This window comes from Anaeromicrobium sp. (genome assembly GCF_025210435.1).
In the GTDB taxonomy this organism is placed as follows: domain Bacteria; phylum Bacillota; class Clostridia; order Peptostreptococcales; family Thermotaleaceae; genus Anaeromicrobium.
Genome location: NZ_JAOART010000110.1, coordinates 15,287 through 27,353, shown reverse-complemented (window position 1 = coordinate 27,353; position 12,067 = coordinate 15,287). Strand labels below are relative to the sequence as shown.

At 31.5% G+C, this 12,067-nt stretch carries 12 protein-coding genes; 2 read left to right on the top strand and 10 right to left on the bottom strand.

Annotated features, from left to right (window positions below):
- Positions 1–60: 60 nt before the first annotated feature.
- Both N4A57_RS13760 and N4A57_RS13755 read right to left on the bottom strand, forming a co-directional pair.
- Positions 61–681 carry a TetR/AcrR family transcriptional regulator gene (locus N4A57_RS13760; protein WP_293658568.1) on the bottom strand — a complete coding sequence of 207 codons (621 nt, stop codon included), beginning with the start codon at positions 679–681 and terminating at the stop codon, positions 61–63.
- A gap of 245 nt (positions 682–926) precedes the next feature.
- Complete coding sequence (locus N4A57_RS13755; RefSeq protein ID WP_293658567.1) at positions 927–3,107, bottom strand: DNA topoisomerase III; 2,181 nt, start codon at positions 3,105–3,107, stop codon at positions 927–929.
- A gap of 280 nt (positions 3,108–3,387) precedes the next feature.
- Here N4A57_RS13755 and N4A57_RS13750 point away from each other — a divergent pair, with 280 nt between their 5' ends.
- Positions 3,388–4,110, top strand: coding sequence for an SDR family oxidoreductase (locus N4A57_RS13750; protein WP_293658566.1), 723 nt, complete (start codon positions 3,388–3,390; stop codon positions 4,108–4,110).
- A 99-nt stretch (positions 4,111–4,209) separates the two neighbouring features.
- On the opposite strand, the gene N4A57_RS13745 is transcribed toward N4A57_RS13750, so the two are convergent.
- From N4A57_RS13745 to N4A57_RS13725, 5 genes are all read right to left on the bottom strand, one after another.
- A complete protein-coding gene (locus N4A57_RS13745) occupies positions 4,210–5,109 on the bottom strand; it encodes a DUF4392 domain-containing protein (RefSeq protein ID WP_293658565.1) in 900 nt (299 codons plus the stop codon).
- 39 nt (positions 5,110–5,148) lie between these two features.
- Positions 5,149–5,940, bottom strand: coding sequence for a putative hydro-lyase (locus N4A57_RS13740; protein ID WP_330671524.1), 792 nt, complete (start codon positions 5,938–5,940; stop codon positions 5,149–5,151).
- 217 nt (positions 5,941–6,157) lie between these two features.
- Positions 6,158–6,481, bottom strand: coding sequence for a DUF3870 domain-containing protein (locus tag N4A57_RS13735; protein ID WP_293658564.1), 324 nt, complete (start codon positions 6,479–6,481; stop codon positions 6,158–6,160).
- Between the two features lie 270 nt (positions 6,482–6,751).
- Positions 6,752–7,390: a tRNA-uridine aminocarboxypropyltransferase gene (locus N4A57_RS13730; RefSeq protein WP_293658563.1), complete on the bottom strand. Its 639-nt coding sequence runs from the start codon at positions 7,388–7,390 to the stop codon at positions 6,752–6,754.
- A gap of 16 nt (positions 7,391–7,406) precedes the next feature.
- On the bottom strand, positions 7,407–8,339 hold the full coding sequence (locus N4A57_RS13725) for a DMT family transporter (protein WP_293658562.1): 933 nt from the start codon (positions 8,337–8,339) through the stop codon (positions 7,407–7,409).
- 342 nt (positions 8,340–8,681) lie between these two features.
- Here N4A57_RS13725 and N4A57_RS13720 point away from each other — a divergent pair, with 342 nt between their 5' ends.
- The gene (locus tag N4A57_RS13720; RefSeq protein ID WP_293658561.1) at positions 8,682–9,209 is read left to right on the top strand and encodes an NUDIX hydrolase; all 528 of its coding nucleotides are present in this window, start codon (positions 8,682–8,684) and stop codon (positions 9,207–9,209) included.
- Positions 9,210–9,266: 57 nt separating this feature from the next.
- Here the strand turns inward: N4A57_RS13720 and uppS are convergent, their stop codons facing one another.
- The 3 genes from uppS to mtnA form a co-directional block, all read right to left on the bottom strand.
- On the bottom strand, positions 9,267–9,908 hold the full coding sequence (gene uppS, locus N4A57_RS13715) for a polyprenyl diphosphate synthase (RefSeq protein WP_293658560.1): 642 nt from the start codon (positions 9,906–9,908) through the stop codon (positions 9,267–9,269).
- A 216-nt stretch (positions 9,909–10,124) separates the two neighbouring features.
- Positions 10,125–10,952, bottom strand: a complete 828-nt coding sequence (locus tag N4A57_RS13710; RefSeq protein WP_293658559.1) for a methyl-accepting chemotaxis protein — start codon at positions 10,950–10,952, stop codon at positions 10,125–10,127.
- Between the two features lie 47 nt (positions 10,953–10,999).
- The gene (gene mtnA / locus N4A57_RS13705) at positions 11,000–12,064 is read right to left on the bottom strand and encodes an S-methyl-5-thioribose-1-phosphate isomerase (protein WP_293658558.1); all 1,065 of its coding nucleotides are present in this window, start codon (positions 12,062–12,064) and stop codon (positions 11,000–11,002) included.
- Positions 12,065–12,067 lie beyond the last annotated feature (3 nt).

Sequence of the window (12,067 nt, the reverse complement as noted above, 5' to 3'; positions counted from 1 at the left end):
TCTAACTTTTTTTATTGTAAGGCTGAAATCCCATTAAGAATAACAGCCCAATAAACTTATTTAGGTACATTGAAAGACAGCTTCAAAACCTGCAAGATGATAATTGCTTAATACTTTAATGTATTTTTTTGCTTCTTCTTTTTCCATATTATGACGAATCACTTCAAAAAAACTTTCAAAATAAGCAGTAGTAATCATATGAACGATGTCTTTTAAAAATTTAAGATTTTCGCATATTTCACAGCCTACGGTTTCAATATATTTGTGGGTATATTCCTCCTCAATAGAAATAAAATCATCAGTAAAATTCTCAAATTTTGTACCTTGGGAGCCCTCCAGTAGTAACTTACATTCCCCCAAATGTTCATACATAAAATCAATCATATTATCTACACTATGAGAGGTATATTCGCACATTTGTTCTCTTTGATCTTTTCTACTGAAATTATGGAAATTTTCCTGTATTTCTATAAACATAGCAAGAAGTTTCGTTGCAAAAGGCTCTACTATTGCTAAAAAAAGTCCTTCTTTATCTCCGAATCGAGTATAAATAGAGCCAGTTGTAGTACCTCCCTTTGTTGCAATAGTGCGCAAAGAAGCCCTTTGAAAACCATTTTGTAAAAATTCACTTTTTGCAACTGTGATTACTTTTTCATAGACCCCTTCAATTTGTTTTGCCATTTTCTTACCTCCATTCATAACACTGTTATGAATTTACCATATTTTACCGTTTATGTCAATAAGAAAGTTACCGACCTTCAGGGCAAACCCATATTTATAAGATATTTATTTAATATAATAAATAGTGTTGGAGAATTCATTGATAAAGCTATTTTAAATTAAAAAAATCTCCCAAATAGGAGATTTTTTATTTACATCAATATTTTTTATAATAGTCCATTATAAGCTATATGTGGACTTCTTTATTAAAACTTAAGCTTAGCCAATGCATCTGCTAAAGCAGTGTTTATTGGCTCATTATTCTTTTGTTGCTTCTTTAAATAATTTCCTACATCTCTTTTGGAACCTTGTTTTTTCTTTTCATCTTTTCTCTTTTTAAATGCAGACATTCTCTCTCTATGGCCACATGGACAAACGAATATCTGTCCTTCTCCTTGACCACGTAATTCCATCTTCTTATGACAATTAGGGCATCTAGCATTAGTAACTTTACTAATTCCTTTTTTGTATCCACATTCCCTATCTTGACATACTAACATCTTACCCCTTTTATTTTTCACTTCTAAAAGATATTTTCCACACTCAGGGCATTTTGTTCTAGTCATGTTGTCATGTTTGAATTTACCTTCACCAGTTTTTATGTCCTTAATGATTTCTTTAGTATAATCTTTCATTTCACTTATAAAGTTATTTTTCTTCATTTTACCCTTAGATATGGACTCTAGCTTTTGTTCCCATTTAGCCGTTAGTGCTGCTGATTTCAAGTCTTTTGGAACTAGGACTAGAAGTTGTCTTCCCTTTGAAGTAATATGTATATCTTTTCCCTTTTTCTCTATTAAATAGGAATTAAACAACTTTTCTATAATATCTGCCCTAGTGGCTACTGTTCCTATTCCACCTGTTTTACCTAGGGTCTTTATTAGTTCCTTATTTTCTCCTGCCATAAACTTAGCTGGGTTTTCCATGGCTGAAAGTAGGCTACCCTCATTAAATCTAGGCGGTGGATTAGTAGCACCCTTAGTCTTTGATATTCTATTTATCCTTAGGGATTGCCCCTCTTTAATATTAGGTATATGTTGTTCTTTAATAGAATCTTCATCTTCATCATCATATCTATTTGAATAAATCTCTTTCCAACCGTTTTTTAGTATGGATTTTCCCTTAGCTGCAAAATTCTCTGTGCCTACTTTTGCCTCAACACTTATTTGTTCATATTCAAAAGGATCTGATAATACGGCTAAAAATCTCTTTACTACTAAATCATATATTTTTCTTTCTTTATCTGAAAACTCTCCTAAATATGGAGTTTCCTCTGTAGGTATGATGGCATGGTGATCTGTTACCTTTTTATTATCTACAAAGGATTTACTAGCCTTTAGATTCTTTCTATAAAGTTTTGATGCAAACTCTGAGTATGGTCTTATCATACAAGCCTTTATTCTATCCTTTAGGGTAGGTACCATATCATCTGTTATATATCTAGAATCTGTTCTAGGATAAGTAAGGACCTTGTAATTTTCATATAACCTTTGAGTTATGGATAAAGTTTCCTTTGCCGAATATCCAAAGATTTTGTTAGCATCCCTTTGAAGTTCTGTAAGGTCATATAATCTAGGTGCATAAGTTTTTTTATGAGCTTTTTTAATGTTTACTATTTCTAGTTTTTCACCATTTAACCCCTTAATAATCTTATCTATTCGCTCTTCATTAAAGGAACTTGTACTTCCTGATTTATTATCTTTCCAAGTAAATTTTAATTTATCTGTAGAACAAGTTATTCCAAAATAATCCTTTGGTCTAAAAGTTCTTATTTCCTCTTCTCGCTCATTTATCATGGCTAGAGTTGGCGATTGAACTCTACCACAAGAAAGTTGGGCGTTGTGTTTACATGTAAGTCCTCTAGTGGCATTTAGACCTACTATCCAATCAGCCTCTGCACGAGCTTGAGCTGATGCATAAAGATTTTCATAGTCTTTACCATTCTTTAAGTTGTTAAATCCATCCCTTATGGCCTTATCTGTTACTGATGATATCCAAAGTCTTTTTATAGGTTTATTTACCTTAGCCTTTTGAATTATCCATCTAGCCACAAGTTCTCCTTCTCTCCCAGCATCTGTGGCTATTATTATTTCTGATACATCTTTTCTATGCATTAAACTTTTTACTGTGTTAAATTGTTTAGAAGTCTTCTTTATTACTACAAGACCTAATCTATCTGGAAGCATTGGTAGGTCTTCCATGTTCCAATTTGCATACTTCTTATCATATACTTCTGGAGCTGCTAGGGTTACTAAGTGACCTAAAGCCCAAGTTACTATATATTTATTTCCCTCAAAGGACCCATTCCCTTTTTTACTACAATTTAATACCCTAGCCAATTCCCTCCCTACTGAAGGTTTTTCAGCTAATACTAAACTCTTACTCATTTAAACATTCCTTTCAAATCTGTCTTCTTTTTATCTTCTCTATTTTACCACAAAATATCCTTCATAAAAAAGGGGATTAGTTCCTTCATAGATTAGCATTAATATCCCTTCTCAGTTACTTATTGGTTACTATATTCAAAGAAAGTGCGTACTTTACGTAAATTGGGTGAATCTGTATACTAGCATTATAAAGCAGAAACAATTTAGTAGAAATGAAATTTACAGCGAAATGCTGATAACTTGTAATCATATAGAATAAAAAAATTTTGGAGGTAATATTATGAAAAAATTAGTAGTTATAACAGGAGCCAGTTCTGGATTTGGAATGGAATTAGCAAAGGAATTTGCAAAAGATGGATATCCAATGCTTTTATTAGCAAGAAGAGTAGAAAAAATGGAGGCATTAAACCTACCTAACACAATGTGCAAAAAAGTAGATGTAACAGACAAAGAATCTTTTGAATCAGCTGTTAGAGAAGCAGAAGCTCAATATGGAAAAACAGATCTAATTATAAATAACGCAGGTGTTATGTTATTAGGTGATCTATCAGTGCAAGATCCAAAAGAGTGGAAAAGAATGCTTGATGTAAATGTAATGGGTGTAATGAATGGAATGCAAATTGTAATGAATGATATGAAGGAAAGAAGATTTGGTACTATTATCAACCTATCATCTATTGCAGGAGTAAAGCCATTTGCTAACCATGCAGCATATTGTGCAAGTAAATATGGAGTAGCAGGATTAACAGAGGTAGTTAGAGGTGAGTTATCACCATACAATGTAAGAACATTATACATCTGTCCAGGTGCTGTAAGTACAGAATTGTTAGGACATACAACTGATAAAAATATTATTGAAGGATACGAACAATGGAAAGAATCAGTAGGAGCAACTAATATAACAGCAAATGATGTTGCTAAAACTATTAAGTATGCCTATGAATTGCCACAAGCAGTTTCATTAAGACAAATCGTTATTACTGATACAATGCAAGATGCTTAGAAAGAAAAAACTCTTACACTTTAATTTGTAAGAGTTTTTTCTTTTTTTTAATTTTTTTACACAATCTAATTTACTCAGTATACCAATAAATATTTAATCCTAAACAGCTAATATTTTTTCCTCTTGTTTATCTAATTCTTCCTCCACTATCCTTTTTAATCTTTCAAGTATTTGAACATTTTCTTCCAAACTCAATCCATCCACACTCATGGTAGGTTTTTTAGTACATCCATCTACTGCTCCTGCCCTCAGCATACCTTCTAGGAGTAATATTTCCGTCTTGGCATCATGTAATAACATGACATTAGAAAGTATAGAAAGAGCTGCTACTAGGCCATGACCACCCCAATTTGATACTCCTGCTACTATTAGATGATCCGTAGCAATCTTGGCACATATTTGGCTACCCTTATTTACGGAATTTATCACAAAAGGTGCCACTTTTCCCATTCCTACTTCATTTCCACCATCTCCAACGGCCAATGTTCTTATTCCAAGTTCCTTTGATTTTTCAAATAGTATATCTGTGTTTGGAACTAAATCACTAAGATTTTCTCCTCTCATGGAATAGCAACATCCATCCTTGCCTCTACCAGATCTTTCTATTCCTACTATATGAGATGGATTATATTTTATTAATAAATCACTACAAAACTCTTCTGTGTCATTATAGGGAACCACTTCTATAGGAGTTTTCATATGCTTTACCATACAACAATTATACAACATATCTTTAGAATATTTGTCCGTTATAAGTACCACTTTTTTACCAAGCTTTTCTAATGCACTAGCCAATGATATGGCTCCTATAGGGCCATCCGTTTCCCCTGTAAGGCTATCTCTGATCACAAATCCAGTCACAATGAAAACTGTGGAACTTCTTAAAAGGTCTTTTACCCCTCTTTCAAATTCTCCTAATAATTTAATTTTATCCATGCCTCTTTTATCTAAATTTTTTCTCATTACATTTTCTATTTCTAAAAAATATTTTTTATCCATATGATTTCAGCCCCCTATATTTAAATACTATATTCTAAATTATAAAACTGCTAATTCATGATTTTTCATATCTGTTATGAACATATGTCCTGGTGCATGGGTTATGATTATTTCAGGTTTTACTTTCATTGCCACAGCTTGAGGAGTAACTCCACATGGCCAAAACACTGGAATTTCACCATCTTTTATTTCCACAGGATCACCAAAATCAGGTTTATTAATATCATTTATCCCTATTATTTTTGAATCTCCCATATGTATAGGTGCTCCATGTACCCCTGGATATCTAGAAGTTATCTGTACTACTTTAGATACTTTATCCAATGGTATAGGCCTCATACTCACTACTGTTGGCCCTGAAAATATGCCTGCTGGCTTACACTCAATATTTGTTATATACATGGGCACATTACTTTTATTTGTTATATGTCTAACTTCTATACCTTCATCCAAAAGGGCTGACTCAAAGGTAAAACTACACCCTAATATGAATGAAACAAAATCATCCCTCCAAATAGATTTTAAATCTCCATACTCTCCTTCAAGTTTCCCATTCTTATATACTCTATATTTAGGAATATCTGTACTTATATCTGACCCGGTGGCAATAGTTTTTAATTCCCTATGTCCCTCATCTGTAACTTCTAGTATGGGACATGCTTTAGGATTCCTTTGAGCAAATAATAAAAAATCATAGGCAAGGTTTTTAGGTAGAATTACTAAATTCCCTTGTACATATCCTCTGCACATACCAGCGGTTGGGCCTTGTATTTCACCCCTTCGTATCATCTTTCTCACTTCAAAGGGTTTAGAAAAAGATAGATCTATCATTACTTTATTCTCCTTTCAGTACAATCCAAATATTTTCTAGTTACTCAAATATATCTTAAAAAAATGCAGAAAGACCCAGTTAAACTATGCGTTAACTGGGTCTTATCTATAATTATATATAGAGGATAGTCCATATACTAATAAACAAAACTTAATATTCAATTTTTATCCATATATATTTATTATACTTATATAATACTCTATTTTGTTAAATATTTCAATTATTTTTAATCATCATATATTTATTTCTAGCATCCTTCACAGATGCAATTACTGCCTTCTGAGCCATTCCATAAAATCTTTCTCGTATCTCTTGTATAATTTCATCAATATCATCCACAAGATTATAATTTATGAGAATAGATCTTATAAAATCATTAGTAACGTCCCTTACCATATTACATGTTGTATCAATTATCTTACCACTATCCCTTTCTACTATAATTCCCGTGAAAAAAATTTCATACATGGCTGAAATGGGATCATTTTTACTTATCTTTGCAGTTCCTAAAATATAGATTGTATTTTTATCATAAATCAAATCTATGCCTCCCCCCTATTATAGATTTATCAACACTAAGCTTTATTTATACAGTAACTTGCCTACGAAGGAAAATATATTGAAAATTTTTGGAATTGTGGAACGTCACAATATCCTATGCTACTCCCACATGAATCATGAACCTATCTACGAAGATTCACACTTTCGATTGTGACAGGGACTTCAATGGAAAAAATTTTCAATATATTTTCCTGAAGTAGGCTCACATAACTCAAGTTTGAAAATGATAAATCTATATAGTTAATCTAATTATTTTACTACATTTTTTAATTCATGACCACAGGCTCCTGCTTTATATGATTTAACAAATAAATAAAATATGTCTTTTACCCTTTTGGCATTTACACTTTCATCATTCATTTTAAGAAGTTCTATACAAGCTTCTATGGTACATAATGACTCTATACCACGTCTTAAATCATATTCCGTTTTTAAATCCCCTTCTAAGGGTAATATGGGAATTTCATCTAGATAATGGCTTTTTCTTAATATTCTCCTGGCCTCTTTCCAAGTTCCATCTATCAATATGAAAAGAGGAATATTCTTTGATTTATTAAATAATCTTTTTCTTTTCTCAAGTTCTTCGTTATATGCTGGAAATACTATATATGGGTCGTATCTAGGATTTCTTATCATTTCTATAAGTTCCTTTGGTTCACCAGTTCTCTCCCATATTAATATTTTAGTTTTTTCTTCATTTAAAAGTTTTAATAACCTAGCCGTGTTAGATGGCTTTTTTACTTCCCTTAAGGTAGAAAGTATTACAAACTCTGCCTCTGTATTTATTTTTTCATATTTATCACAAATACATGTTACTATTGGTAATCCACAATTGTTGCAACTTTTGTATTTACTAGTTATTTCTTTTACTTTGAATTTTTCTTCCATAATTCCTCCAATAATCTTATATATCCTCTTTCACTCTACTTTTTATCCAATCCCTTAATCCTACAGCAAATAAAGAACCTATTACAATAATAATACCTATAACCTTTTTAATATTCATAATTTCATTTAAAAATAAATAACTAGCTATTGCTGTAACAGCAGGAATAAGATTCATGTATAAAGAAGAAATTTCCACACCGATTTTTTCCATTCCATAGATGTAAAAAAAATACCCCAAGGCTGAACATATAATACCTACAAACAAGAGATTTCCTATTAAAGGAACTAAAATATCTCTTTGCTCAAATACTTTTATTGCTTTTTCACAATCAAATAGGGCCACTACTAAAAGAAGTGCCGTTGCAGATAGAGTTTGTTTGTAAAGTAAATAAATGCTATCATATTTTCTTTGTAATTCGTAGGTTTTTATAGTATAAGCAATCCAACTAAATATAGCCAATAGCATAAAAATGCACCCTATTAGCTTTGAAAAATCAAATTTTTTCTCTAAACCTATATCTAATACTAATAAAACTCCTAGTACTGCTATTATGAAGTTTACTATTACAAAGGGGTCAAATTTTTTCTTGTATATAATAATATTGGCTATTAAAGTGAAAATAGGAATCATAGCACATATTAATGCACCTAGAGAAGCACTTATGTACACTAGGGCTAGTCCATACAAAGAATAGAAGATAGCTACCCCTAAGAAACCTGTAACTATTACTGATATCTTATCATCCCTATGAATTTTTTTGTACCCTTCACTTTTAAATGATTTTATTTTAACAATGAACCCCAGAAAAACAGAAGCAATGGCAAATCTTAAGAAAATTAATGTAAAGGGGGGTATATGCTTTATTAAGAACTTCATACTGACAAAGTTTATTCCAAAGATAAATACTCCTAATCCAACAACTAAATTTCCTATTTTCTTTTCACTCATCTTATCACTTCCCTCTAAAAAAATTCACAATCATTATAAATCCCTGTCTTATATGATATTTTTTAGCCATAACACCTACTCATATTTCAAAAGATAAATATAAGTTTATAGTTTCTACAAAATTTCTCCTTTTCCTCTTTTAATATACTTGTGCCATAGATTTTGCCGTAATTTTTCCATATTTTGTACTAACCATATGTTCTAATGATTTTAAACCTTACATAATCCATGGTTACATAGATTTATCAAGATTAAATTATGTATGTAGCCTCCTTTTAAAAGGTATGATACAATATTTAAGACTTTATTCAATTAAAAAAACTTAGAAAGTAGGAATTTCACATGAGATTATTAAAGAAAATGATACACAAAGATATAAAAGAAATAACAGGCAATATATATGAAAGAAAGGCAGCACGTGGAATAATATTAAAGGGTGAAGATATTTTACTTTTATATACAAAGAGATACAATGATTATAGCTTCCCAGGTGGTGGAGTAGATTTAGAAGAAAATCTGTTTGAAGGTTTAACTAGAGAATTAGAGGAAGAAACAGGGGCTAAAAATATTAAAATAATTAAAGAATACGGATTACTAGATGAGTATAGAAGTTGTTACTACGAAGGTTATGATCTAATGCACATGACTTCTTATTTTTATGTATGTGACATAGATGATGAATTAGGTGAAACTCACCTAGAAGATTATGAGATTTCTAATGGTATGGATGCTAGATGGGTAAATATTCATGATGCCATAGCTCACAACAAAAAAGTCATTGAATCAAAAGAAGATAGTATGGGCCTTTCCATTGAGCGTGAAACCTTTGTATTAGAATTAGTAGCTGAAGAATTAATTCATAAAAAATAGGGTGGTTTATTTTAAACCACCCTATTTTTTATATGCCTAAGGCCCATTAAAAACATCTTATCCTCCAAGGGTTACATCCTGTGTATTATACCAATTGATAGCATCATAAAAATGATTTTCCTTAAAATCTGGCCAATATTCATCTACCACATAAAAGTCTGCATAAATGGACTGGACAGGTAAAAATCCACTAAGGCGTCTTCTTCCTCCCCATCTTATTATTAAATCTAATCTAGATATATCATTAGAATAAATATGATCTATAATTTTTTTATTAGTATTGTCACCATTTTTCAAATAATTCAAATCCCATTTCCAACCATAATTAACTAAGAAATTAACTTTAGTTCCTCCATTCCCAAAGTTCTGCCTTGTAGTATAGGGCATTAATTCTTCTGGAAACATGGGTGACTCTGTATTTCCCACCACTAGTAATGATGCATTTTCCTTTGATAACTTCTTCACTGCATTTACACAAGCACCTGTAAAGGCAAGTCTTTGTTCTTTAGGTCTCTTAGTATTATCCGTAGTAAATCCATAGTAGGTTATCTCCTTTACCCCTATCTTTTCACAAAGCTTAAATAATTCTACTCCCACATCTAAACCTTCATCATATCCCTTTTCCTTTGTCATCCCTTTAGATGTGGCCCATCTTCTATTGCCATCTGGTATTACCCCTATATGATCTGGTATTCTCATCTATATCACCCCCTATTTCTTCTTTCATTTTTATATTATTGACATAGATTTAAGAGGTAATACTATATAATTATATTATTTTATCATATCTTACTAATATTTGTGTTCCTTCTGTTTTTTTTCAACATATGGTGAAAATTTCTTTTATTCATGGTTTTAAAGATAAAAAAATAAAGGTATGATACAGCCTAGAACGTATCATACCTTTCCCTAACTTTAAAGATGTTTAGCCAAATCCTTTAAAGAAATAATTAAGCTATTTAATTCTTGTACAGCATCAAATACTTCTTTTATATCAATAACATGCTCTGAAGAAATTGACTTGCTTTTTTCTACTAAATCCTTTGTCAATTGATTTGCTTTTTTTATATCTTCCAGTACAACTTTCACATCATTAACAGCCTCAGCACTTGAGGATCCAAGTTTCTTAACTTCATTTGCTACAACACTAAAGCCTCTACCAAAATCACCTGCTCTAGCAGCCTCAATTTGTGCATTTAGTGCTAATAAATTAGTTTGATTAGAAACCATTTTTATAAAATTTAGAACCTCATCTGTTTTTTTATAATTATTAAAAGAGTCTTGTACTGTTTTTACCATATTAGTACCAATAGATTCCTGACTCCTAGACCCTTCCAATATTCTATTTATATGACTTGATATATTTTCTATAGACTCCAAAAGTCCTTCACTAATATTAGATACCTGTTCTTCTATCTCAAGTTCATATCCTAATGCCATCCCTCCCACTATTGTTCTACCATTATCCCTTATGGGAATATAAATGGCTTTAAATGGAATTCCATATAATTCTCTATCTACCCTAATTTCCATAGATTTACCCGTTTTCATTACTTCTAACATTGGATCACCTTTAGGAAGTATTGAATTAGGCTGTATTTTTAAATCTATAACTTCATTTGGAAAATATCTTATGGTTTTCTCTAAATCAGTAATCCCTATCATAAAACCATTTTTTCTTCCTTTACCAAAGTAAGGGGCAACATCAATAATTTTTTCAATAACAGGATGTATATTATCCACTCCTCATCCCTCCAATTCTGAAAATATATTTATAGGATTATTTTCTACTATTTATCAAATAATCTAGGAATAGATTCTTCATATGGTGGGTATGCTATTCCCTTCTCAGTAATTATAGCACTTATATATTCTGCATCCGTTACATCAAATGCTGGATTGTAAGTTTTAATTCCTTCTGGTGCCATTGGTTTTTCATACCATGTCTTATATATTTCTTCACCAGGTCTAAGTTCAATATGTATATCATCACCAGTCTTTGTCTTCAAATCTATAGTTGATAAGGGTGCATGAACATAAAATGGAATGCCGTATTTTTTAGCAAGTATGGCAACACCAGATGTTCCAATTTTATTAGCTGTGTCCCCATTATAAGCTACACGGTCGCAACCAACAACAACTGCATCTATCCATCCATTTTTCATAACAATTGATGCCATATTATCACATATAACAGTAACATCTATGCCAGCCTCATTTAATTCCCATGCTGTTAATCTAGCTCCTTGAAGTAAGGGTCTAGTTTCATCTGCAAATACTTTAAAATCATATCCCTTTTCAGCTCCAAGATACAATGGTGCTAGGGCTGTACCATATTTAGCAGTGGCTATAGTTCCCGCATTGCAATGAGTTAATATACCCATCCCTGGCTTTAACAGGGATAATGCGTATTCTCCAATAGTTTTGCAAACTTCCTTATCTTCTTCTCTTATGGAGTGTGCCTCTAATCTAAGAGAATCTTTGATTTCATCAATAGTTTTATCCTTATTATTTTTTAAACATTCTTCCATACGATCTAAAGCCCAAAACAAATTAACAGCTGTAGGTCTAGAAGAGGCTAAACGTTCCTTTACTTTCATAAATTCATTGTAAAAATCTTCATAACTTGTAGATTTACTATGCTTTATACCTATATAAGCTCCATAAGCTCCAGCAATACCTATAGCAGGTGCCCCTCTTACCTTCAGCTTATATATAGCTTCCCATACGTCCTCAACAGTTTCAAGCTCTAAATAGCTTGTACGATTTGGTAAAGCAGTTTGGTCAAGAATAACAAGCTGACTCTTTTCTTCCTCTAGCTTAACTGATTGAAAGTTTAGTACATTATCTGACATACT

Coding starts and splice junctions, on each gene's coding strand:
- mtnA (WP_293658558.1), bottom strand. CDS start 12,064: ATGTCAGATAATGTACTAAACTTTCAATCAGTTAAGCTAGAGGAAGAA.
- N4A57_RS13745 (WP_293658565.1), bottom strand. CDS start 5,109: ATGGATAAAAAATATTTTTTAGAAATAGAAAATGTAATGAGAAAAAAT.
- N4A57_RS13750 (WP_293658566.1), top strand. CDS start 3,388: ATGAAAAAATTAGTAGTTATAACAGGAGCCAGTTCTGGATTTGGAATG.
- N4A57_RS13760 (WP_293658568.1), bottom strand. CDS start 681: ATGGCAAAACAAATTGAAGGGGTCTATGAAAAAGTAATCACAGTTGCA.
- N4A57_RS13755 (WP_293658567.1), bottom strand. CDS start 3,107: ATGAGTAAGAGTTTAGTATTAGCTGAAAAACCTTCAGTAGGGAGGGAA.
- N4A57_RS13725 (WP_293658562.1), bottom strand. CDS start 8,339: ATGAGTGAAAAGAAAATAGGAAATTTAGTTGTTGGATTAGGAGTATTT.
- N4A57_RS13720 (WP_293658561.1), top strand. CDS start 8,682: ATGAGATTATTAAAGAAAATGATACACAAAGATATAAAAGAAATAACA.
- uppS (WP_293658560.1), bottom strand. CDS start 9,908: ATGAGAATACCAGATCATATAGGGGTAATACCAGATGGCAATAGAAGA.
- N4A57_RS13730 (WP_293658563.1), bottom strand. CDS start 7,390: ATGGAAGAAAAATTCAAAGTAAAAGAAATAACTAGTAAATACAAAAGT.
- N4A57_RS13740 (WP_330671524.1), bottom strand. CDS start 5,940: ATGATAGATCTATCTTTTTCTAAACCCTTTGAAGTGAGAAAGATGATA.